Origin of the sequence: Vreelandella lionensis (assembly GCF_002087295.1) — a bacterium.
Classification (GTDB): domain Bacteria; phylum Pseudomonadota; class Gammaproteobacteria; order Pseudomonadales; family Halomonadaceae; genus Vreelandella; species Vreelandella lionensis.
The window spans coordinates 1-22807 of the sequence record NZ_MWVI01000076.1 but is presented as its reverse complement, the minus strand read 5'-3'; the positions used below and the strand labels follow the sequence as shown (position 1 = coordinate 22807).

Genomic DNA, 22807 nt, shown 5'->3' with positions numbered 1-22807 from the left:
TCCTACTCTTGCCTGTCTAACAGCCGCTGCATAGCAGGGGTGGGCTCGGCAATCTTGCGATAGTAGCGACTTTCCGCATAGCTATCGTTGAACACGTCAAAGTAGTCATCCAGCACGCTTGCCGCTGTTTCATCACCGCTCTGGCGCAGCAGCTCAATGGCCACCTCGGCGGTGCACAGATGCGCTTTCGAGGCGGGCTTGCGCAGCCGGTAGCGGGTCTCCCCCTCGGTGCGCAGCGGCAGTACCGGCAGTACATCCAGGGAAGGGGTTTTGCGGAACATGCGCCGCGCCTGACGCCACGTGCCATCCAAAATGATGAATACCGGTATGCGCGCCTGCTGCTTGGCGGCATGCACCGCGTCAATATCCACCACGCGGTCGGCGTAATCCGGCTGATCGTCCGGGAAAATCACGAACGGCGCGTAGCGCGGGTCTTCCAGCAGCGCCGCCAGCGTGTCGTCCGGCGCGGTGCGATACCAGGTAAACACGGGGGTATTGGTGAGCACGTCGCCAATCAAACGCCCGGTGTTGGTCGGTTTGTAGTGCTCGATGGAGTGGGTCAACAGCCATACCTGAGTGTCGCTCTCCGCCTTGACCTGATACGGGCAGAGGCAGTTCAGCTCGGGCAAGTTGCAGCCTTCGCAGCGTTTGACGAAGCTGCCCCGCGCTTTGAATTCACGCCGAGGCGGGCGCGGATGCCCGGTGGCCGGGTCGCGGTCGGTCAATGCATCGTGCTCGGGGGGCAGCGAGGTCGCGTCAGGCATCTGCGCTCCAGTGGGTCGTCAAAGGGCGCAGAGTATAAAGCAGGCCATACATCCTGACGAATACTCCCTACAGTCAAGCACCATGGTAAACCAACATTCTTCAAAAAGTTGACATCCTCAGCACAGCCCCGCTAGAGTCCTGTCAACTTTCAAAATAATATAGGTTTACCCGTGACCGCTACCTCGACTGCTTCTCACGCGGCGGATGCCGCGCCGCGCCACGACTGGACGCTTGACGAGATCAACGCGCTGTTTGCGCTGCCCTTTAACGACCTGCTGTTTCAAGCCCAGCAGGTGCACCGGGCACATTTCGATGCCAACGCGGTGCAGGTGTCTACTCTACTGTCGATTAAAACCGGGGCCTGCCCGGAAGACTGCAAGTACTGCCCGCAGTCGGGCCACTACAACACCCAGTTGGAAAAAGAGAAGCTGCTAGAAATCGAGAAGGTAGTGGCCCAGGCCCAGGCGGCCAAAGAGGCCGGTGCCAGCCGCTTCTGCATGGGGGCCGCGTGGCGCAGCCCGCGGGATAAAGATTTAGTGGTGGTGGAAGAGATGGTGCGCCAGGTGAAAGCGCTGGGGCTTGAGACCTGCATGACGCTGGGTATGGTCGACGGCGAGCAGGCCACCCGGCTGGCCGCTGCCGGGCTGGACTACTACAACCACAACCGCGACACCTCCCCCGATTACTACGGCGAAATCATCACCACCCGCACCTACAGCGACCGCTTAGAGACCCTAGCCACCGTGCGCGACGCCGGTATGAAAGTGTGCTCTGGCGGTATTTTGGGCATGGGCGAAGGCGCGCAGGATCGCAGCGCGCTGCTGCAGCAGCTGGCTAAGCTCTCTCCGCACCCCGAATCCGTGCCTATCAACATGCTGGTCAAAGTGCCAGGAACGCCACTGGAGAACGTGGAGGATTTAGACCCGCTGGAATTCATCCGCGCCATTGCCGTGGCGCGCATCATGATGCCCCAAAGCCATGTGCGCCTCTCGGCGGGCCGCGAGCAGATGAGCGAATCCACCCAAGCGCTCGCCTTCTTGGCCGGTGCCAACTCCATTTTCTACGGCGACAAGCTGCTGACCACCAGTAACCCCCAGGCAGAGCGCGACCGTGCGCTGTTTGCCAAGCTGGGCCTGCATCCCGAGCGCCGCGATACCTGCGAAGACGATACACAGCGCGCCGAGCGGCTGGCCCAACAGGCGCAGCGTAACGCCCAGGCAGAGCGCGCTGCGGCGCTGGCGGTGGATGCCAGTGTCTGAGGTGTGGCACCAGCGCTTAGCGGTAGCCCGCGATGAGCGCGAGCGCCAGCAGCGCTGGCGCAACCGCCGCGTCTCTGCCCATGGGGCACTCGACTTTGCAGGCAACGACTATCTGGGCCTTGCCCAAGACCCACGGGTTCAGGCGGCCCAGGCCGAAGGCGCGAAACGCTTTGGCGCAGGGGCAGGGGCGTCTCACTTAGTCAGCGGGCACCTGGGCATTCACGATGCCTTGGAAGAAGCGCTGGCGGAGTGGACCGGACGCGAAAGAGCGCTACTGTTCTCCACGGGCTATATGGCAAACCTGGGCGTACTGCAGGCGCTAGCGGATTCGAACACCGCGATATTTCAGGACCGATTTAACCATGCCTCGCTGCTTGATGGTGGCGCGCTGAGCGGCGCCCGCTCCCGGCGCTACCACCACCGGGATGTCCACGACTTACAGCGTTTGCTTGCGCGCAGCACGACCACCCATAAGCTGGTGGTGAGCGACGGCGTGTTTAGTATGGATGGCGATATCGCTGACGTCGGCGAACTTGCCAACATCAGCCAGCAGCACGGCGCCTGGCTGATGATCGACGATGCCCACGGGCTCGGCGTGCTCGGGGAGAGCGGCGCAGGCTGCGTGGAGGGATTTGATAGCCAGGACGTGCCGATCTTGGTCGGCACCTTGGGCAAAGCGCTGGGCACCGCCGGGGCGTTTGTGGCGGGGGACGCCGCGCTGATTGAGCACCTGATTCAGTTTTCCCGCAGCTATGTGTACACCACCGCCCAACCGCCCAGTATTGCCGCCGCCACGCTAGAAGCGCTCACCATTGTCCAGCGGGAGCCGGAACACCGCCAGCGGCTCGCTCGCCATATTGACTACTTCCGCCAGCAAGCCAACGCCTTGGGGCTGCCGATCGGCCACTCACACACGCCGATTCAACCGCTGCTGCTGGGCAGCGAGCAGCGCACCCTGGCCTGGGCGGCCACATTCGATGAGCACGATCTCCAGGTAGGGGCGATTCGACCACCCACGGTGCCCAACGGCGAGTCGCGGCTGCGCATCACGTTAAGCGCCCGCCATACTCAACGGGATATTGATCGGCTACTGGAGGTCGCCGCCGCCTGCCTGAACGAGGAGCAGCGATGAAGCTCATCCTACTCTCGGGCTGGGGCGTCGACCGCCGTATATGGCAGACGCTGACGGAGCATTGGCCCAATACGGTCGTCCCCAGCGCAGTGGAGTGGCCCGGCTACGGCGAATCTCCTGCGCTACCTTCTCCCACGAGCATTGCAGCGCTCGCCGAGCGTATGGCACCCAAGCTGCCCAGCGATGCCGTCTGGGTGGGCTGGTCGCTAGGCGGGCTGCTGGCCACAGCGCTGCGCGATCACTTGCCGCCGCCCAAGGCCCTGCTGCTGCTGGGCGCAGGCAGCCGTTTTTGCAGTGACAAGGAAGATGGCGGTGTGACGAGCCAGGAGCTTGCCAGCTTTCAGCGCGCTTTCCGCCGCCACCCCGTTGCCACATGGCGGCACTTTCTACGCTGGGAGGCCCAGGGCGAACCCAATGCCCGGCGAGGCCCACCGCCAGCTACGAGCACGGTTAGATGAGACACCCCACGCCGATACCGACACGCTCGCGCAAGGGCTCATGTGGCTTGAAACGCTGGATAACCGGGCACTGCTTGCCAACCCTCCCTGCCCTATCCGCCTATTAGCAGGCGCCCACGACCCGCTACTAGCAAGCAGCACTCGCCAGCAAGCGCTTCGGCTGGAAGCCGCAGGACACTGCCCCATACTCTCCCAGCCCGCCCTACTGGCGACACGGCTGGTCGAGCAGGCCACGCGCGCGCTCCAGGAGTCGCGATGAACACGCCGGTCACCTCGCTGCCACTGCCCCGTTGGCAGGAGCGTGGTGCTCGGGCTTTTTCCCGAGCGGCACCACGCTACGATGATCTCGCCAGCGCCCAGCGCGACATTGGCGAAGCGCTCTGGCAAAAGCTGCCGGAGAGCGCCCAGCATGTGCTCGACCTTGGCTGCGGCACCGGCTACTGGACCCAGCGGCTGACGACCCACTACCCAAACGCCACCATCACCGGGCTCGACCTGGCGCCGGGTATGCTCGCCCACGCCCAGGCGCAATATGGCGATGCCATACGCTGGCAACAGGGAGATGCCGCCGCGCTGCCGCTGGACGACGCAAGCGTGGATCTCGTGTTCTCTAACCTGGCGATTCAGTGGTGCCCGGATATCGGCGCGGTGATGCGGGAGTTGGCGCGGGTGCTCGCCCCTGACGGGCAGGCGCGCATCACCACGCTGCTGCCCGGCACGCTGAGCGCAGTCGCCACCGCCTGGCAGCGCCCCGAGGCCCTGTTGCAAACGCCGGATGCCAGCGCCGTACAGCGGGCGATTCAGCAAAGCGGCCTGATCCTTACCCAGCACGCCTGCGATCAGCGGCGTTTTTTCTACCCCGACCTGAATGCCGTGATGGCCTCCATCAAAGGCGTGGGCGCCCAAGTAGCCAGACCCAACGCTCGGCTGACCCGCCAAGCGCTTGCCACCGCTCAGGCCCGCTATGAATCGCTACGCACGCCGCAGGGGCTGCCGGTGAGCTACCACTGCCTGACGCTACAACTGGAAAGCGCGAGATGAACAACACCTATTTTGTCACCGGTACCGACACCGACGCGGGCAAAACCCTGGCCACCAGCGCGCTGCTGGGCGCCGCCCGCCAGCGCCAGCTCACCACGCTAGGGTTAAAGCCCATCGCCTCTGGCAGCGAGGCAACACCCAGCGGCCTGCGCACCGCGACGCCCTAGCGCTACAGGCGCAAAGCTTCCCGCCGGTGGATTACCCAACGGTCAATCCGTGGGCCTTTGCTCCCGCCATTGCGCCGCATCTCGCCGCTCTGGAAGCAGGTGCCATGCTTAACGTGGCAAGCGTTACTCAGGCGCTCAGCGACACGTTAACCGGCACGCCACGGGATCTAACGCTAATCGAAGGCGCAGGCGGCTGGCGAGTGCCGCTGAACGAGGCGGAGGACTTTTCCGACCTGCCCCGCGCACTCGGGCTGCCGGTGATTCTGGTGGTTGGGCTGAAACTGGGCCGCCTTAACCATGCCCGGCTCACCGCCGAGGCCATCGCCGCCGATGGCTTAACGCTGGCGGGCTGGGTAGGCAGCGTGGTGGACCCCGCCTTTGCCGACGACAGCCCGCGCTTTGCGGCCAATGTGGCACTGCTAAAACGCGCCCTTCCCGCCCCTTGCTTGGGCATCATTCCTCATTTGGCTACGGCGGATGCGACCCCCGCGCAGTGCTACCTCTCCCTTGATGCTCTGCTCCCCCTCGCCACCCAGGAGGCGACGCCATGAACTCCCCCGTTTGGCACCCCTATGCCCATCTCAAAACCCAAACGCCTGCGCCAAAAGTGGTCGGCGGCAGCGGCAGCTACTTTACGCTGGAAAGCGGCGAGCGCCTGCTGGATGCCACCTGCTCTTGGTGGTGCATGATTCACGGCTACGGCCATCCGCGCCTCGTCGCCGCCATCCGCGAGCAGGCTGGGGAGCTTTGCCATGTGATGCTGGGCGGCCTGACCCACGACCCCGCCGACCAGCTGGCAAGGGCGCTGGTACGCATCACCCCGCCGGGGCTGAACCATGTGTTCTTCTCCGATAGCGGCTCGGTGGGTATGGAAGTGGCCATGAAGATGGCGCTGCAGTATCAGGTGCTGAGCGGCCACCCCGGCAAGCGCAAAATGCTCTCGCTCATGAAGGCGTACCACGGCGACACCACCGGCTGCATGGCGGTGTGCGACCCCGAAGAGGGCATGCACAGCCTGTTCGCCAGCCTGCTGCCTCAGCACCACTTTGCCCCGGCCCCCACGGCCCCGTTCGACGCGACGCCGGAGCAGGTTGAGCAGGACCTCGCCGCGCTGCGGGAAGTGCTAGCGCGCCACCACCATGAAATTGCCGCGCTACTGATGGAGCCGCTGCTGCAAGCGGCGGGCGGGCTAAACATGACTTCACCCCACTACCTGCGCGGTGCGCGAGCGCTATGCGATGAGTTTGGCGTGCTGCTGATTTTTGATGAAGTCGCTACCGGCTTTGGCCGCACCGGCAAGCTGTTTGCCGCCGACCACGCGGGCGTCACGCCAGACATCATGGTGCTCTCCAAAGGGCTGACCGGCGGCTACTTGGGCCATGCGGCCACGCTGGCTACCGACCGGGTTCACGGGGCGTTCATTGGCGACAGTGAGCACCACGCTTTCATGCACGGCCCCACCTTTATGGGCAACCCGCTGGCCTGCCGCGTGGCGCTGGAGAGCCTGAAGGTGTTCGAGGAAGAGCACTACCTGGAGAAAATTGCCGCGCTCAGCCAAACGTTACAGCGCGAGCTATTAGAAGACGTAGCGCTGCGCGCACATCCCGCCGTAGCGGACGTGCGCGTATTAGGCGCAACGGCGGTAATCGAAGCCCACAGCAGCGAGGCGCTGAAAGGCGTTGCCGCATTTGCCCGAGCGCGGGGCGTGTGGCTGCGCCCCATTGGCCGCTGGCTTTACACCATGCCCGCCTATATCGCGACGGACGCCGAGCTCACCACAGATTACCGGGGTAATGAAAGCGTGGTTTTTAGAATAGCGCCTCTAGTGTGCTATCGGCCGGTTCGAACAACCCGTAGCGGGGGTCTTTCGCCAGGGCCGGCCAATGTTCCCAACAATACCGGCATTTCCGCCATCCAGGGCGGTCAGATGGCAAAAGTAGCGCCCATGGAGGGGTTCACAGCGCCCCCGCCTAGGGTTGAGCGAAACTACCCAGTCGTTAAATCAAGGTAAGATCAAATTCCCCTGCTTACGCCACTGGTTAACCAGCGCCGGCACGCCTTCCCCCGCCGTGGTATTGATCGCCAGCACGCCGGGGGGGCTAATCTCATCGGCGTCGGGGTCTACCAGCGCGCAGGGGGTGTCGTAATCGATATAGGTGAGCAGCGATGCGGCGGGCATCACCGCCAGCGAGGTGCCCACCACTAGCAGGAAATCCGCCTGGCTCACCAGCTCGCAGGCCTCTTCGAACAGCGGCACCGCCTCGCCAAACCACACCACGTCTGGGCGCAGCTGGCTGCCCTTATCGCACACATCGCCCAGGGCAATCCCACCCTTCGCCAGCGGGTAGCGCAGCCGCGCATCCACCGATGAGCGGGCCTTCAAAATCTCACCGTGCGGTGCAGCACGTGGCGGGAGCCTGCCCGTTCGTGCAGGTCATCAATATTCTGGGTAATCACGCTGACCTTAAAGCCATCCTGCTCCAGCGCTGCCAGCGCTTTATGGGCGGCGTTGGGCTTTGCACGGCGAATCTGCTCACGGCGCTGGTTATAGAACGCCAGCACACGCTCTGGGTCTTGCCGCCACCCTTGCGGCGTGGCGACCTCTTCCACCGGGTGATCCTCCCAGAGGCCATCGCTGGCGCGGAAGGTTTGAATGCCGCTCTCCGCGCTGATTCCCGAGCCGGTAAATACCACCAAGTGCGGGGCTGATGTCATGCTGTCCTCGGCTTACGTCGTCCAGTAAACGCCTAATGTACCAGTTGCCCCACGGTGCCCGCGAACCGCTGCTTGTTGCGATACGGGTAAACGTCAATCACTCGCCCATCCAGAATCGCCCGCTGTAGCGCCAGCCAGTAGTCCGGGTCGAACAGCTCCGGGTGCTGCTCTGTGAACAGTGCGCGAAGTTCCGGGTTGGCAAACATAAACGGGCCAAACTCTTCGGGGAAGATATCGTTGGGGCCAATCGACAGGCTGGCCCCGCCATCCATGTAACTGTCGTACCCCTGGGATTTGGGAATATGGCGAAAGCGGCACTCGGTGAGATAGCTCACCTCGTCGTAGTCGTAGAAAATCACCCGCCCGTGGCGGGTAACACCAAAATTCTTCAGCAGCATATCGCCAGGGAAAATATTCGCCGCCGCCATCTGCTTGATGGCGTTGCCGTAATCTTTTAGCACCATCCTCCGCTCATCGGCACTGCACTGCTCCAGGTAAATATTCAGCGGCGTCATCATTCGCTCGGTGTAGCAGTGCTTGATGATCACTTTGTCCTCTTTCAGCGACACCGTGGAGGGTGCGACCTCTAACAGGTGGGCCAAACACTCCGGCTCGAAGTGGTCCTGGCGGACGATAAAGTTGGAGAACTCCTGGGTATCGGCCATCCGCCCCACCCGGTCGTGGCGTTTTACCAGCCGGTACTTCTCCCGCACGATGGCGTGGGTGACCTCTTTGGCGGGGTCGAACTTATCCTTGATGATCTTGAACACGGTGCGAAAGCTTGGCAGCACAAACACCGCCATCACCATACCCCGCACCCCCGGCGCGATCATGAACCGCTCTTCGCGCTTGGCGACCTGCTGGTTCAGCGCGCGGAAAAATTCGGTTTTGCCGTGTTTGAAAAAGCCAATGGCGGCGTACAGCTCGCCCTCGGGCTTGTGGGGCATGAGCTGTTTTAGGTAACCGACGAACTCCCCCGGCACCGGCACCTCTACCTGAAAATAGGCGCGGGTGAACGAGAAGATGATCGACACTTCATCGGTTTCAGTGAGAACCGTATCCAAATGCAGGCAGGGGTCGCCCCCCTGCTGCTCGCCATACCCTTCGCCATGCAGAACGGGCAGCACCAGCGGCACCTGCTCGCCGCCGCCTAACATACGCCCAACGAGGTACGCGCCTTTATTGCGGTAGAACACACTGTTGAGCAGCTCCACCTGGGCATCCTCCGCCTGCCAAATCGCGGCGGGAAGCTGGGCTTCCAGCAGGCTAGCGCCGAGCTGGCTATCGCGTTCCAAACTGGCAAAGGAGGACTCAAACGGGGCTTCACTCAGCGCCCAAGCGAGTGCCCCCGCCCAGTCGCCGTTGACGTAATGCCTGCGGCACAGCTCAATGCCCGAACGGTGCGCGGCATCCTCCCGGGAGCTGTACACAAACATCCAGTCGTTGCGGATATGTCGATGCTGAAACACCGAGCAGAACAGCGAATTAAAGAAGGTTTCCGCCAGCTCGTAATCCAACCGTTGGCTAATCAATTGAGCGTAGTGCCCTCGTGCTTCCCGCCACGTCTCACAGTGAGCCAGTACATCTGCGGCAAAGGTGCGTTGTAATCGGCCGAGCGTCTCTTGGACTTTTTGACCGTACAGGTTGATCCGCGCGGCGGAGGCTTGCTGCGCTTCACGCCAGGCGGCGTCGCGAAAGCGGCGGCTGGCATCTGAGGTGATCTGCTTAAAGCGGGCACGGTACTCATCGAAACCGTGCAGCACAGTGGCCGCTAGGCGATACGCGGGGGAGTGTTTCATCACGCTGGCTCACGTCGAAAGAGGGCTTCTCAGATTCCGTGAACGGCACACTACATACGAGACGACCTTAGTCCTGTGAGTGTCAGCCCTGTGAATAAGGCGCAATGGAGGCTATCTCCAGGCGAAACGGCCCGGCAGTGCGGTCGGCAATCAAGAAACCGAGCTGGTGAATAGAATCCGGGGCGAGAGGCGGCGCGCGGGAAAGCAGCGTGCCCCGGCGCACCGCCTCGAACTGTGCCCAGGTGAATTGATGCGTTTCCCACTGGTGAGCCGTAGGCGTGAAGGCGACGCGGTAGGCGCTTGCTTCGTCCAGCGCGCTGCTTTTGAGCCGTAGCTGATAGGTGCGACCATCGCCGCGCACGCGAAGCACAATTCCTTGGCCATGGGCCATGGCCGGCTCGAAGCCGTCAGGCTCACGGCGCACCGAGGCAAAGCCACCGCCGCTTTCCAGCGACACCTCGCCATAAAAGCAGCCAGCGCCCGCTTCCACGCGAAAGCCGCTTTGGGACACGCCGCCCATCACGCCATCGTCCACGGCGTACCAGCGCCGCTGCTCTGCCTCGGCCATGTTTGATTCGGTAAAGTTCAACATCCTTCAAGCTCCTCCTTGCCTGCCCATAACAACGCCTATGAGCGAAAGCCCAGAGGCGCACTGCTGTGGTTCAGACTAGGCGATCTGCCGTGGTGATTACAATTTTGGCGGAGGCGACCTTCGGTGCGACAGGGTCGAGATCCTCTCGCGCGGCGGTGACCAGCGCGAACTCCTCTTCTGCGGTTTTCGCGACTAAATGGTTTTTGCTGTAGAGGAAGTAGTAAGCCGCTCCGGCAATGAACAGCACGATGGTGTAGTTGAACGCGCGAGGGTCAAACGCGTAGACACCGGTCAACGCGACGAGCGAGAGCACCAGCGCGATGCCGGAGGTCACCACGCCTCCCGGCGTTTTATAGGGGCGCGGCAGGTCGGGCTGTTTCACGCGCAGCAGAATATGGCTAAGCGCCATCAGCGCATAAGAGATAGTCGCCCCCACAACGGCCATGCCTAACATCAGATCGCCTTCCCCGCTCAGCGATGCGAGAAAGCCCAAAATACCGGGCACAATCAGCGCTAAGTAAGGCACTTTACGCTCGCTGGTGAGCGACAGCGGTTTGGGTAGATAACCCGCCCGAGAGGGCGCAAATACCAGGCGGCTATAGCCATAAATAATCGAGAAGAACGACGCGATCAAACCCGCTAAGCCCAGCACGTTGACCAGGGTCGCCAGCGGGGGTTTACCCGCCGCATTCAGCGCATCCACCAGCGGCACACCGCTTTGGCCAATCATCTCAGCGCCCGCCGCACCGGCCAGCAGCACGACTACGAGCAGGGCGGTGAAGAGCAAGAACAGCAGCGCCCCAATGATGCCTTTGGGCATATCCCGGGCGGGGTCTTTCGCCTCTTCGGCCGCCAGCGGCACCCCTCTACCGCCAGGAACAGCCACATGCCAAAAGGCAGCGCCGCCCAAATACCGTACCAGCCGAATGGCATGAGGGTGCTCGCCCCCGCCGCATCGGTGGGTGCAATATCAAACAGGTTGGCCGAATCGAAATCGCTGATCAGCGCCACGGCGGTGGCCAAAATGGCCAAGACCGCCAAACCGCTAATCACCATCATCACTTTCAGCGCTTCCCCCACGCCCGCCAGGTGAATGCCGATAAACACTGCATAAAACAGCAGATACACCAGCGGCCCGTTAACGCCTAATAACGCTTCCACCGCCGAGCCAATAAAAATCACGATGGCCGCCGGGGCCAGCGCGTACTCAATCAACACCGCAAGCCCAGTCAAATAGCCGCCCGCAGGCCCCATGGCTTGGCGGGCAAAGCTGTAGCCGCCCCCTGCCGCGGGAATGGCGGCGGACATTTCTGCCAGCGCCAGCACTAGCGCGAGGTACATCAGCGCCATCAAACAGGCGGCAATCGCAAAGCCGCCCCAGCCCGCTTCGGCAATGCCAAAGTTCCAGCCCGCAAAGTCACCGGAAATCACGTAGGAGACCCCAAGGCCCGCGAGCAGCATCCAGCCTGCCGTACCTTTACGCAGCTGGCGCTTGGCCAGATACGCCTGATCAACCGTTGGTTGTGTCATCGTTTTGCCCTTTTCAGTGTGGAACGCAATGGGTGTCAGCGGCGTGCTGTGATCCTGGTTCCGTCTTGTTATTGGGAGAGCCGTCAGCGGTGTTATTGAAAATGTCGTCAGCGTTGTTATTAAAAGTGTCGTCCGCGTTTTTGCGGCTGTTACCGTCAATCAGCCACAAGGAAATTACTAGTTGAACCGCTGCCGCCCTCCAAGACGTTGTCTTCGCTGCGGTCTTTTAACTTCACGCCGGAGAGCTTGCGCTCCCGCGCCTCGGTTAACAGCAGCAACAAGCGCCGGGCCGCCTCTTCATACGCAAGCCCGGCCGGCCGCACGTTGGAGATACAGTTACGCCGGTCATCTTTTAACCCCACTTCGGGGCCCCAGGTCATGTACAGCCCCAAACTATCTGGGGAGCTTAGGCCGGGGCGCTCGCCCACCATGACCAGCACTGCATCTGCGTTGAGCAGCGCGCCTACTTCGTCGCCAATCGCCACGCGCCCTTGTTCCACCAGTGTCAGCGGTGCGAGCTGCAATTCGTACTTGTCGCGCCCGAATGCGTCATACAACGCGGTGAGAAACGGGGTGCTGTTCTGCTGCACCGCAAGGGCAGAGAGGCCATCGACGATCGCCACCGCCAGATCAAACCGTTGGCCGCTCTCTGCCGCCTGCTGCAGCGTTTGCCGGGATGCCTCGTTAAGGCGTCTGCCGTAGTCGGGCCGCTGCAGGTACATCGCGCGGTCCTCTGCACGGCTGTGTACCGCAAGCGGTTCGGTGCTCAAGCCAAGCGCCTGGGTCAGCTCATCGGCCAGTGTTTGACACTCCAGCGGGCAGTGAACCGCATCTTGAGCTTGGGCATGGGCGAGTGAAACGCGAGCAACTGCTTGGTGGGCAGGCTCACCCCCGCGCGCCCCAAACCAATGCGCGCATCGGTAAAGGCGCGCAGGCGCTCCCAGGGGTTCTCAATGACGATCGGCGCAGTGGTTTCCTGCGTGGGTTGCTTAGGCATTTCAGTCGCTCCCCTTCGGCAAGTGGCGCAGGCTGTTGGCAAAGGCGGCGGGCAGCTGGTCGTTAAGACGATGGGTGCTCACATCTTGGAAGATCTGCATCTTGGCCAGCCACTGCTCAAACTCTGGCGCGGCTTTTAGCCCCAGCACCCGACGGGCATAGAGCGCATCGTGAAACGAGGTGGTTTGATCGTTGAGCATGCTGTCGTCAGAGCCGGGGATGCCCATCACGAAGTTGCAGCCCGCCACGCCCAGCAGCGTCAGCAGGTTGTCCATATCGTTTTGATCGGCGTTGGCGTGGTTGGTGTAGCACACGTCGCACCCCATCGGCACACCTAAGAGCTTGCCGCAGACGTGATCCTCAAGGCCGGCGCGAGTGATCTCTTTACCGTCGTAGAGATATTCAGGGCCAATAAACCCCACCACCGTGTTGACCAGCAGCGGATTGAACTTGCGCGCCACGGCGTAGGCCCGGGCTTCGCAGGTTTGCTGATCCAGCCCGTGGTGGGCGTCGGCGGAGAGCGAGCTGCCTTGGCCGGTTTCGAAATACATCACGTTGCGACCCACGGTGCCTCGGTTCAACGTTTGCGCGGCGGCTTCAGCTTCCGCCAGGGTGCTCAAATCGAACCCAAAGCTGCGGTTGGTGGCTTCGGTGCCACCAATGGATTGAAACACCAGATCCACCGGTGCGCCCTGTTCAATGGCTTCTAGCGTATTGGTCACGTGGGTCAGCACGCAGGATTGCGTAGGGATCTCGTATTTCTGGATCACGTCGTCCATCAGACGCATCAGCTTGATGCTCTGAGCGACGTTATCGGTAGCCGGGTTGATACCGATCACCGCATCGCCGCTGCCATACAGCAGACCATCGAGAATACTGGCCGCGATGCCGGTGACGTCATCGGTGGGGTGGTTGGGCTGTAAGCGGGTCGAAAGCCGCCCCGGTAGCCCAATGGTGTTGCGAAATGCCGTGGTCACCTGGCATTTCTTCGCCACCAGCATGAGGTCCTGGTTGCGCATCAGCTTACTCACCGCCGCGGCCATTTCCGGCGTAATGCCGAGCCTTGCAGCGGCTAGGGCTTCACTGGTGGCGTGGTCCGAAAGCAGCCAGTTGCGAAAATCGCCTACGGTCAGGTGCTTCAGCGGCGCAAACGCCTCCGCATCGTGGTCGTCGATAATCAGGCGGGTGATTTCGTCCTGCTCGTAGGGGATCAGCGCGTCGTTCAAAAAAGTGGTGAGCGGCAGCTCCGCCAGCACCATTTGAGCGACGACCCGCTCTTCTGCGGACTCCGCCATCACCCCGGCCAGGCGGTCGCCCGAGCGCGGCGGCGTGGCTTTGGGCATCAGTTCGGCGAGCCCGCTAAAGCGATAGCGGCGGCTCCCCACCCTGGTGTGATAGGTCTTCGCCATAGGCCTTCCCTTCTCTTACCTGTTCGATACTCAAGGCACGGTATGCGCGTTGAGGAACAAAACTTGCTTGTTCTCACAATAGCGCTATCACTTAACGGGGAGTATCGAGATTTGGCAAAACACACCAAGGCTATAAAAACCAATAAGAAACAGCTGGTTAATAACAACAACAAGGCGTGGACGCGGTTGATTCACGCTGTCAGGAGCTGGTGATGACCTTGACGCCTACCCAAAGCGCACCAAAAAAGTGCATTCAAGAAGCGTTTGATGCTGACGAGCATGCGCAAAACCTCACCCACTGGCAGCAGCAGTATGATCAGCTCACGCCTGGGCGGTTTTATGGGCGGCTGGATGAAATTGCGTTGCCTGCCATCCAGGTCTTCAAAGAGCACACCGCCCAGGCGCTGCGTCAGTATTGCCGGGCGTGGGAGAACTCTTTATGGCTGGGCATTCCAACCCGACCAGCGGGCTCGCGTATCAATGGGCAGCCGCTCGACGCGCAGCAAGTGATGTGCCGCCCCGGCGGGCGCGATTTTGAATTGGTGACCCCGGAAGCCTTCGATATTTAGGGCTGGTGATACGTCTACCGGCATTACACGCCGCTGCCGAACGCCAGGGCATAACGCTGGATGAGCAGTGGATGACCGTGCCCCGCCGTCATGTGAACCCTGCCACGCTGCGCGCCCTACTGTTTCTATTGGAGCGGCTGTTAGGCCAACAGCAGGGAGCCATTGCTGAAAAGCTGCATCAGGATATTCTTTTAACCGGCCTGCTGGAGCTATTAGATGCCCAACAGCCCTGTGGCGAGCTGCCTCCCAGCTACGCGCATCGCAAAGCCGTGGCCGACCGGGTCAAGCAGTACGTCGACGCGCATGTAGACGCCCCCATCACCATGGACGCGCTGTGTGAACTGACCCATGTGAGCCGACGCACGCTGCAATATAGCTTTACGACGATTTTAGGGATCAGCCCATTGCAGTTTTTAAGGCTGACGCGCCTTAACCGAGGGCGGCGCTCCCTGCGCGCAGCTGAACCGCCACAAACAGTGACCGAGATTGCGACGTATTGGGGATTTTGGCATTTAGGGCAGTTCGCCCACGACTATAAGCGGCAGTTTGGTGAGTGCCATTCGCAGACGCTATATACAACAATGCAAAACGATCACAACCATTAATGCAAACTTATTGAGAAATCACTAATGGCATCAACCAATAAGCTTAACTCAAAAATTATAAAAAATTACTCAAAAACAAAAAAATAAACAAAACAGTCATTTAAATTAAACAAAGAAAAAATCTCTTTGATATTTCATTCAAACCTATCAATTTTTCTGGTTGTCTTCACAAAAAAGAATATTAGTAACAAGACATTGTCATACGCTAGCATTACAATTTTCAATCGAAAGCAACGAAATTAATTATTATTAATAACTGCGCACTTTATATATAAAGTCCAGCGTACTCAAGCAACTTATAAAAATTGAACTACTAGCCTCGGCTCCAGTGGGACTGCCTCCATCACCTACGGTGGTATGAGTCTCAACGAACTCTACTCAACCATTACCCAGAGGGAACATGAAAAACATCCGCATCCAACATAGCCTAACTGCCGCCATGGCGCTGCTTATCGTGATGGTATTAGCCATTGGGACTCTCGCCATTTCAGCTGCCCGCAACAGCTTGAGCGATATTAATGAAATATCTGAGCTAAGCGCCGATCAAGTTGCCGCAGCCAACCGCATGGAAGTGAACCTGATGGAACTGCGGCTGCGCATGGCAAGGTTTGTTGAATACAGCAGCAAAACCAACTCTGATACGTATATTCCCTTGGAGCAAGCTCGGCGCAGCTTAGAGCGAGCAATAGAACGCTTCGATGAACTAAGCGGCTACGATGTGACCGAAGGGCAGGAACGCTACCCGTACTACATAGAAGTCGTCAATAGCTTCCAGGAGTTAGTAACACCGGCCGTCATTCAAGCACTAGCAGAGGGCGATCCTATTCAAATCGCTGAACAAGAGCAGCGCCTTGACGTAGAAGCCGGCTCTCTCACCGATGCTACGCGTGAATTTGCCCTCTTTGCTGAAGACCTGGCAGATGAGATGCAGAGTGAAGCTAACACCGCTAATCAGCGCATCATTTGGACAGTCGCCACGGTGTTGGTTGTCTCACTGCTGCTGTTTGTAGGCCTACAGATTGGTTTACGCCGGTTCATAGTGTCGCCGCTTAGCCGTGCAGTCACCATCTGCGAGAATATTTCACAAGGGGACCTGACCAGCCATATTGAAGATGAAGGTCGCAACGAAATCGGTAAGCTGTATCAAGCCATGCAAGCGATGCAGATTAAGCTTACCGATATGATGGAAACGCTAAACCAAACGAGCCAAATGGTGGCTCACAGCGCCCGTGAAATCGCTAGCGGCAGCGAAGACCTAGCTTCTCGTACCGAAGAGCAGGCCAGCGCACTGCAAGAAACCGCCTCTAGCATGGAGGAGATGTCCTCAACGGTTACCCATAATAACCAAACCGCCAGCACTGCCAGCGAATTAACCTCTACTGCTTCATCAAAAGCCAGTGATGCACGCAAAGAGGTAGAGCAAACCACCGCACTCATGAAAGATATGGAGGAGCACTCTCAGCGCGTCCAAGATATTATCCGGGTGATTGAAAGAATTGCGTTTCAAACCAATATTTTGGCACTGAACGCATCCGTTGAAGCCGCCCGCGCCGGTGAACACGGACGGGGTTTTGCGGTCGTCGCGGGAGAAGTTCGTAAACTGGCCACGAAAACGTCCGAATCATCCGGGCAAATTCGCAGTATTATTGATGGCATCGCTACACGTATTAAGGAGGGCACTCGGCAGTCAGAGCTTAGCGGTGAAGGAATGGAAAGCACTGACGCGGCAGTGCAGCAAGTCTCCGAGCTAATGAAAGAGATCGCCTTGGCGGTTAATGAGCAAGAAAGCGGTATCAACCAGGTAACGACGGCTATTACGCAAATGGACTCTGCGACTCAGCAGAATGTCTCTTTAGTTTCAGAAACCAGTACCGCAGCGGCTTCTCTGCAAGATGAAGCGAACCGCCTCGCAGATTTAATCGCCACGTTCAAATTAAATGTAGCGCAGCCCACCACAGCACCCAAGCCCTTTACGGCTGCTCACTCACTGCCTGTCCAAAAGCACAGTCTTGGGCACAAACTGGTAAAAGATAGCGAGGAGCCGAGCTGGGAGGAGTTTTAATGAGCCAACTGCTTACTTCTAAACAATAATATTGCCTCTGAGGCAATATTATCCAGACTACAATGAATTACCTAAAAAACCGCCCTGAATAGCCAGGGCGGTTTAGAAATCATAACTTAAGAAATTTTACAACATAATCATTAGGATCAACAACGCCTTCTAACCTTCCTATCTGGGAAAAGTCCCCTGCATCCAAAATGCTATCAATATTGGTATCCATAAAGGCAAGATTCTTCACTACGTTCACCTTAACTGGCATTCCTTTACTGTCAATATCAATAATCCAAGCCAAAAAACAACCGGAAAACTTAGCCAGACTCCCGATAGGATAAAGTCCATAACACTGCATAAATTCAACCAATGTTGCCTTATCATAGCTCTGATAGCTATCACTTACTAAACGATAAGCATCAAGAGGGGTACGTGGCTTTATTCCATTACGTTCATAGGTAAGCTTATTAATTATTTTTATTACTGACAGTAAAATCACGTTTTCAGATAATTGAGGGCCTTTCAATCCCGAGGGGTAACCCGAGCCATCTAATCGCTCATTGGCATTTAATAGTATATCTTTACATACTGGGCTAGGTTTCCAGTTCAATGATACAAGTTTATCCCATAAAACATTTGGATGCTGCTTTAGTAACGTTTTCTGTCGAGGTGTCATATTAGACTTAAGCGATGGCAGTTCCTCGCTCACTAACAAAGGCTTACCCATAGTGTGCAATAGCGTGCCTACCATCACCTCTCGTACTTGGGTAGAGTGAGCATCGCGAATAAGCATAATATCTGCCATTTGCGCGGCAACACGCACAGCATGCCTAACCCACTCTGGCTCATTGTGAAGGAAAGTAAGTGCATATAGCAGCGCTTTACGATCCTCACGAACGAGATAGAGGATAGAGTCCGCACAGTCATATATCACTTGTTCGGGAAAGTGATTCCGGCTTTTGATCACGCAAGCGGCCATCAGTGCGGCACTCAACCCGATATTCACCGCCACAGCGCGCTTTTCCAGCAGCACGCTCACCCCATAACGGGGCAGCGCAGCGCGCCAGTAGCCCTGCGGGGCAGCCACCGCCTGGGCGCTCGGCTCTTCTTGATAAGCGGTGGATGTGCGGGGCAGTACCACACCGCTCATCGACTGTTTTGCCGTCATTTTCATAGCATCAGATAACCAAAGAGAGTGCGTTAGAGCATCGGCAGGCCCTTGGCCCGCACCACCGCAATCAGCACCGGCGCGCCGCATAGCGCGGTGAGCACGCCCAAGGGCAGCTCGGAGGGAGCAACGACGACACGGGAGATAATATCGGCGGTAAGCACGATCAGTGGGCCGACGGGCAGGCAGAACCAGAGCGTGCGGCGAATATCCGGCCCGGCGATGGCCCGCGCCACAAAAGGCACTACCAGCCCCACAAACGCAATCGGCCCGGCAATAGCGGTGGCCGCGCCGACTAATAGCGCCACGCAGCCCACCGCCAGCCAGCGAATCAGCCCAGGGTGGTGCCCTAAACCGCTGGCGGCCCGCTCCCCTAGCGCCAGCGCGGCCAGCGGCCGGGCAATCAATACAACGCCCACTCCTGCTACCAGCAGGCTGGGCAGCACGGCCCATAATTCGTCTAGCCGCCTACCCGCCAAGCTGCCCACCACCCAAAAGCGAATCTCATCGGCGGCGCGCTGGTCGTAGAGCAGCATCCGTGCGCGGAGCGAACCGAGCAGCCCGGAAAACGCTGCCCCCGCTAACACTAAGCGCACCGGGTCGCTCCCCACACCGCGCAGCCGCGCCACGCCGAGCACGCACACGCAGCCGATCAGCGCCCCTAACTGGGCCACGGGAATGCGTAAAGTGGCCGCGCTGGCCCCTAACACCAGCGCCAGGGAAACAGCAAACGCAGCGCCTGCGCTCACGCCCAACAAGCCCGGCTCGGCCAGCGGGTTGCGGGAAACGGCTTGCCGCCGCGCCCCCGCTACGCCCAGCGCCACGCCAACGGCAATACCATTAGCGTGCGGGGGGCGCGCAGCTCCCAGACGCTAAAGCGCGCTTCGGCGGGAACACTCCCGCTTAGCAGCCCAAACACTTGGCGGGGGCCAACGCTGCCTGCGCCTATCAACAAACTAACGACGCTCACCGCCACAAGGGCGGTGAGCAGAATCAGCATCCAGTGTCGGGATGAGCAGCGCCACCTGGCGCTACTTCCAGCCTTGGTAAGTAGCATCACGGCAATAACGCATTCTCGATGTCATCCAGAATCGCCTGGGCCGCCAGCGGGCCGTTGGCACTGCTCCAGAGCTGGCCGTTGACCGGCACCACTCGTTCGTTCTGTACCACGTTCAAGCGGTTGAAGGCGGGGCTCTGTTTGGCGCTATCTAGGGCGGCTTGGCCGTCATCATTTAGCGTGGCCAAAAACAGCCAGTCGCCGTCTACCTGAGAGAGGTTTTCAAGGCTTAATACGTCGCTGTGCACGCCCCGTTCACCGATCAGCTCGCCGCCTTGCACATCCAGGCCGACGCGCTCTAACAGGCCGGTGGCAGTCAGGTTTTCCGACATTACCATGGGGCCGCCAGGCATCCAGCGCACCAGATAGGCGTTGATGCCCACGTCGGCGTCAGCTACTGCGTCTGACATAGCGTCGACCCGCTGATCGACGGCGCTGATCGCTTCCTCAATGGCCTCTTCCTGGTTCAAAGCCTGGCCGAATAAGCGCGCTTCGGCTTCCCAGTTATCGGCCGCTAGCGGTTGCGTGTGGGGCACCACAGTGGGAGCAATTTGCGATAGCAGTTGGTACTGCTCCTCCGGAAGCTGTGCTGCGGCTAGAATCAGGTCCGGCTGCTGGGCCAGCACTGCTTCAATATTAATTTCCCGCACGACGCCCACAATTTCAGGGTGTTCGAGCTCGTTCGCACTGAGGTAGTCGGTCACGTACTCTGCCACGTTGTCGCCGCCACGGGTGGTTACCGCCCCTACCGGGGTCACGCCCGCCGCCAGCGCGGCATCCAGCGCACCTTCATTTAGGGTGACTACCCGCTCTGGGTGATCACCAACCTCAACGTTGCCGTAAGCCGTCTCCAGCGTGCGCGCTTGGGCGGTGCCCACCAGCAAGCCGCCCATCAACATTCCCAGTAAACCGCGCTGCAGTAACGTGTGTCGCATGTGAGCCTCTCCTGATTAACCGTTAATCCAATAGTAACGATTCTCAAAAACACTTGCACTCCTATTACATCGAATGCGGTGTTGCAGTTACTGCAACGTTAGGCTGCCCATATTAGCTAGCGGACTAACAACCTTTATAGGCAAGCGCTCCCCATCCGGCACTGTTCCATTAACAGCAACACCATGTTCGATCAAACCATCTCGCAAGTGGGAACTTTTCTTCTTAGAATCCGCAACTCATTTGATAATCAGCTTAATTAGCAAACAATACTCATATCAGGGGATCGCCATGCCACGCTTTACTCGCACCGCCCTCGCCAGTGCCATCGCGCTTAGCGTTACTGCGGCGGCTAATGCGCAAGAATCAACGCAACTGGATAACATTGTTGTCTCTGCCAGTGGGTTTGAGCAGGCAATGGTGGATGCTCCGGCGAGTATCTCGGTTATTTCCAGAGAAGAGCTTCAGCGCGAACGCATTACCAGCGTGGCTGATGCACTGCGTAATGTAGAAGGGGTAGATGTCGGCGGTTCGGTGGGCAAAACCGGCGGCAGCAATATCAGCATTCGCGGTATGCCCAGCGACTACACGCTGATCCTGATTGATGGCCGCCGCCAAAATGCGGCTGGAAGCGTCACGCCTAACGGTTTTGGTGAAACCTCGACCAGCTTCTTCCCGCCGGTTTCCAGCATTGAACGTATTGAGGTAATTCGCGGGCCGATGTCGACACTGCATGGCTCTGATGCCAGGGGCGGCGTGATCAACATTATTACCCGCCGAGTAGATCGCGAGTGGGTTGGCTCTGTCGGCGTCGAGAGTCCTTTTAAGGAAGATCGTGACTTTGGCGACCGCCGTGAATTCAATCTCTACACCAGCGGCCCGCTGGTAGAGGACACGCTGGGCGTTCAACTGCGCGGGCGTTTTTATGAGCGTGACGCATCAGAGCTTGTCTACACCGACGCTAACGGCAACCCGGTTGAGGTGAGCCAGCGCGGCCCTAGCCCGGTAGAGGGCGATGTGTACAACCTGGGCGGCAAACTACCCTGGACGCCTAACGACAGCCACGACCTTTGGCTGGATGGGGAGGTGAACCGCCAGCGCTACAACAACGACGAGTGCCAACTCGGTACGTTGGACGGCCGCACCCGCAGCTGTGCGCCCAACCCTGGCGTGGCAAACGGCTATGCCGACGAGCTACGTTTCGAGCGGGAACAAGTGGCTATCGGCCATACTGGGCGCTTTGCCTCTGGCACGCTGGAATCGAGCCTGATGCGTAACACCACGGAAACCACCGGCCGCACCATTCCCGGAGAAGAGGGTGTTGCCTATGAGGGCTTCCCCAGCATTATTGGCGGTGCCCCGCGTAAGCTGGAAACCGTCAATACGGTACTGGATAGCAAGTTTATTATGCCGCTGGGTAACCACATGACCACCGTTGGCCTACAGTGGTGGGATGCTGAGTTGGATGATGGCTTGGCCAATGAGACTTTCGAGCAATCCACCTGGTCGCTCTTTGCGGAAGACGAGTGGATGCTGCGTGATGATCTCGCGCTGACGCTGGGCGGCCGCTACGACCATCACGATGCGTTTGGCAGCCAGTTCACCCCCCGCAGCTATTTAGTCTGGAACACCACGCCGAACTGGACATTAAAAGGCGGTGTGAGCCGTGGCTACAAGACCCCGTCCCTGAATGACCTTCACTAGGGTATTAACGGGGTGACCGGCCAGGGCACGATCCTGACGATCGGCAACCCGGACCTTGAGCCGGAAACCAGCACCAGCAGCGAAATCGGCGCGAACTACGATAGTCAAACAGGCTTTACCGCCAGCGCGACGCTGTTCTACAACCAGTTCGACGATAAAATTGCCAGCGGCAACGATATCCTGATTGAAAACGACCCGCTTATCCCGGATGGCGTGTATAGCCAGGACGTGAATATCGATGAAGCGGCGACTCAGGGGGTAGAGCTCTCCACCAGCTATCAATTCACACCAGATTGGCGCTTATCCGCTAATTACACCTACACCGATAGCGAGCAGAAAAGCGGCAATAACCGTGGCGAACCGCTAACTGATACGCCCGAACACGCGCTGAACGCCACGCTGCGTTGGCAGGCGACAACGAAGCTAGATACTTGGCTCTCTGCCGAGTACCGCAGCGAGCGCTATCGCAACCGTGAACGTGTTAGGGGCGCGCCCTCCTTCGCTGACCTGGGGGATTTCAAAGCCTACTCGCTGTTTCACCTAGGCGGCAGTTACGCGTTTACCGACCAATTTAACGTCAGCGCCACCCTCTACAACTTATTTGATAAAGACTTTGTCGACTACCGCGCCTACGGCGATGGCACCAGCTTCGGCAACGTTTACGCCAACAGCGAAGAGGGTCGCCGCCTGTGGCTCTCTGCTCGCTATGAGTTCTAAACAGACGCCCATGTAGTTTCACTTACTGTTTCAATGCTCACTTGCTGCCCCGGCTACGCACCGGGGCTTTTTTATGTTTTTTGTGGATCGCCTCAGCAGTAGCTTCCCTCTATAGCGACAATTCATGGTTTTAATATA

At 59.1% G+C, this 22807-nt stretch carries 15 protein-coding genes and 6 pseudogenes; 11 read left to right on the top strand and 10 right to left on the bottom strand.

The genetic code is table 11. The features are described 5' to 3' along the window. Positions 1-2: 2 nt before the first annotated feature. Complete coding sequence (locus B4967_RS10960; RefSeq protein ID WP_083025219.1) at positions 3-764, bottom strand: tRNA-uridine aminocarboxypropyltransferase; 762 nt, start codon at positions 762-764, stop codon at positions 3-5. A 171-nt stretch (positions 765-935) separates the two neighbouring features. On the opposite strand from B4967_RS10960, the gene bioB reads away from it, so the two are divergent. The 7 genes and pseudogenes from bioB (at position 936) to bioA (ending at position 6639) form a co-directional block, all read left to right on the top strand. Next, positions 936-2024 (top strand): biotin synthase BioB, encoded by a 1089-nt coding sequence (gene bioB / locus B4967_RS10955; RefSeq protein WP_083025217.1) that lies wholly within the window; start codon positions 936-938, stop codon positions 2022-2024. Then, positions 2011-3156, top strand: a complete 1146-nt coding sequence (gene bioF / locus B4967_RS10950) for an 8-amino-7-oxononanoate synthase (RefSeq protein WP_083025215.1) — start codon at positions 2011-2013, stop codon at positions 3154-3156. Before bioB ends, bioF begins: the two co-directional genes overlap by 14 nt. Continuing rightward, positions 3153-3614: an alpha/beta fold hydrolase gene (locus tag B4967_RS20910; RefSeq protein ID WP_340638746.1), complete on the top strand. Its 462-nt coding sequence runs from the start codon at positions 3153-3155 to the stop codon at positions 3612-3614. Before bioF ends, B4967_RS20910 begins: the two co-directional genes overlap by 4 nt. Further along, complete coding sequence (locus B4967_RS20905; RefSeq protein WP_340638745.1) at positions 3571-3873, top strand: alpha/beta fold hydrolase; 303 nt, start codon at positions 3571-3573, stop codon at positions 3871-3873. Before B4967_RS20910 ends, B4967_RS20905 begins: the two co-directional genes overlap by 44 nt. Continuing rightward, positions 3870-4655: a methyltransferase domain-containing protein gene (locus B4967_RS10940; protein WP_083025214.1), complete on the top strand. Its 786-nt coding sequence runs from the start codon at positions 3870-3872 to the stop codon at positions 4653-4655. The genes B4967_RS20905 and B4967_RS10940 overlap by 4 nt, the downstream gene beginning before the upstream one ends. Beyond that, positions 4652-5373: pseudogene (gene bioD, locus B4967_RS10935) on the top strand (dethiobiotin synthase). The gene B4967_RS10940 and the pseudogene bioD overlap by 4 nt, the downstream one beginning before the upstream one ends. Then, positions 5370-6639 (top strand): annotated as a pseudogene (gene bioA, locus B4967_RS10930) (adenosylmethionine--8-amino-7-oxononanoate transaminase). The pseudogenes bioD and bioA overlap by 4 nt, the downstream one beginning before the upstream one ends. Before the next feature lie 185 nt (positions 6640-6824). Here the strand turns inward: bioA and B4967_RS10925 are convergent. The 6 genes and pseudogenes from B4967_RS10925 to B4967_RS10900 all read right to left on the bottom strand — a co-directional run bounded on the left by B4967_RS10925 (position 6825) and on the right by B4967_RS10900 (position 13863). Beyond that, positions 6825-7537 (bottom strand): annotated as a pseudogene (locus B4967_RS10925) (SIR2 family NAD-dependent protein deacylase). A gap of 32 nt (positions 7538-7569) precedes the next feature. Further along, positions 7570-9336, bottom strand: coding sequence for a bifunctional isocitrate dehydrogenase kinase/phosphatase (gene aceK, locus B4967_RS10920; RefSeq protein ID WP_083025212.1), 1767 nt, complete (start codon positions 9334-9336; stop codon positions 7570-7572). Between the two features lie 82 nt (positions 9337-9418). After that, positions 9419-9928, bottom strand: a complete 510-nt coding sequence (locus B4967_RS10915; RefSeq protein WP_083025210.1) for a CIA30 family protein — start codon at positions 9926-9928, stop codon at positions 9419-9421. Positions 9929-9998: 70 nt separating this feature from the next. Further along, a pseudogene (gene eat / locus B4967_RS10910) lies at positions 9999-11458 on the bottom strand (ethanolamine permease). Positions 11459-11613: 155 nt separating this feature from the next. Beyond that, a complete protein-coding gene (gene eutC, locus B4967_RS10905; RefSeq protein WP_243470531.1) occupies positions 11614-12402 on the bottom strand; it encodes an ethanolamine ammonia-lyase subunit EutC in 789 nt (262 codons plus the stop codon). A gap of 54 nt (positions 12403-12456) precedes the next feature. Next, on the bottom strand, positions 12457-13863 hold the full coding sequence (locus tag B4967_RS10900; protein ID WP_083025208.1) for an ethanolamine ammonia-lyase subunit EutB: 1407 nt from the start codon (positions 13861-13863) through the stop codon (positions 12457-12459). A gap of 212 nt (positions 13864-14075) precedes the next feature. On the opposite strand from B4967_RS10900, the gene B4967_RS20900 reads away from it, so the two are divergent. The 3 genes from B4967_RS20900 (at position 14076) to B4967_RS10890 (ending at position 17099) form a co-directional block, all read left to right on the top strand. Next, on the top strand, positions 14076-14432 hold the full coding sequence (locus B4967_RS20900; RefSeq protein WP_340638744.1) for an AraC family transcriptional regulator: 357 nt from the start codon (positions 14076-14078) through the stop codon (positions 14430-14432). Positions 14433-14437: 5 nt separating this feature from the next. Continuing rightward, a complete protein-coding gene (locus B4967_RS20895; RefSeq protein WP_340638743.1) occupies positions 14438-15037 on the top strand; it encodes a helix-turn-helix domain-containing protein in 600 nt (199 codons plus the stop codon). A 400-nt stretch (positions 15038-15437) separates the two neighbouring features. Further along, complete coding sequence (locus tag B4967_RS10890) at positions 15438-17099, top strand: methyl-accepting chemotaxis protein (RefSeq protein ID WP_083025206.1); 1662 nt, start codon at positions 15438-15440, stop codon at positions 17097-17099. 109 nt (positions 17100-17208) lie between these two features. Here B4967_RS10890 and B4967_RS10885 read toward each other — a convergent pair whose 3' ends face one another. The 3 genes and pseudogenes from B4967_RS10885 to B4967_RS10875 form a co-directional block, all read right to left on the bottom strand. Beyond that, positions 17209-18348: an HD-GYP domain-containing protein gene (locus B4967_RS10885; protein WP_243470526.1), complete on the bottom strand. Its 1140-nt coding sequence runs from the start codon at positions 18346-18348 to the stop codon at positions 17209-17211. Next, positions 18291-19258: pseudogene (locus tag B4967_RS10880) on the bottom strand (FecCD family ABC transporter permease). The gene B4967_RS10885 and the pseudogene B4967_RS10880 overlap by 58 nt, the downstream one beginning before the upstream one ends. 56 nt (positions 19259-19314) lie before the next feature. Then, positions 19315-20250 carry an ABC transporter substrate-binding protein gene (locus tag B4967_RS10875; protein WP_083025205.1) on the bottom strand — a complete coding sequence of 312 codons (936 nt, stop codon included), beginning with the start codon at positions 20248-20250 and terminating at the stop codon, positions 19315-19317. Positions 20251-20539: 289 nt separating this feature from the next. Here B4967_RS10875 and B4967_RS10870 point away from each other — a divergent pair. Further along, positions 20540-22669 (top strand): annotated as a pseudogene (locus B4967_RS10870) (TonB-dependent receptor domain-containing protein). The last annotated feature ends 138 nt before the right edge of the window (positions 22670-22807 follow it).

What these genes read in the sequence shown, in the direction of transcription:
- B4967_RS10900 (WP_083025208.1), bottom strand. Translation starts at nt 13,863, where the DNA reads ATGGCGAAGACCTATCACACCAGGGTGGGGAGCCGCCGCTATCGCTTT.
- aceK (WP_083025212.1), bottom strand. Translation starts at nt 9,336, where the DNA reads ATGAAACACTCCCCCGCGTATCGCCTAGCGGCCACTGTGCTGCACGGT.
- B4967_RS10875 (WP_083025205.1), bottom strand. Translation starts at nt 20,250, where the DNA reads ATGCGACACACGTTACTGCAGCGCGGTTTACTGGGAATGTTGATGGGC.
- B4967_RS10890 (WP_083025206.1), top strand. Translation starts at nt 15,438, where the DNA reads ATGAAAAACATCCGCATCCAACATAGCCTAACTGCCGCCATGGCGCTG.
- B4967_RS20910 (WP_340638746.1), top strand. Translation starts at nt 3,153, where the DNA reads ATGAAGCTCATCCTACTCTCGGGCTGGGGCGTCGACCGCCGTATATGG.
- B4967_RS10940 (WP_083025214.1), top strand. Translation starts at nt 3,870, where the DNA reads ATGAACACGCCGGTCACCTCGCTGCCACTGCCCCGTTGGCAGGAGCGT.
- B4967_RS10915 (WP_083025210.1), bottom strand. Translation starts at nt 9,928, where the DNA reads ATGTTGAACTTTACCGAATCAAACATGGCCGAGGCAGAGCAGCGGCGC.
- B4967_RS20905 (WP_340638745.1), top strand. Translation starts at nt 3,571, where the DNA reads ATGCCCGGCGAGGCCCACCGCCAGCTACGAGCACGGTTAGATGAGACA.
- B4967_RS10885 (WP_243470526.1), bottom strand. Translation starts at nt 18,348, where the DNA reads ATGCGGCGCGCCGGTGCTGATTGCGGTGGTGCGGGCCAAGGGCCTGCC.
- B4967_RS10960 (WP_083025219.1), bottom strand. Translation starts at nt 764, where the DNA reads ATGCCTGACGCGACCTCGCTGCCCCCCGAGCACGATGCATTGACCGAC.
- bioF (WP_083025215.1), top strand. Translation starts at nt 2,011, where the DNA reads ATGCCAGTGTCTGAGGTGTGGCACCAGCGCTTAGCGGTAGCCCGCGAT.
- B4967_RS20900 (WP_340638744.1), top strand. Translation starts at nt 14,076, where the DNA reads ATGACCTTGACGCCTACCCAAAGCGCACCAAAAAAGTGCATTCAAGAA.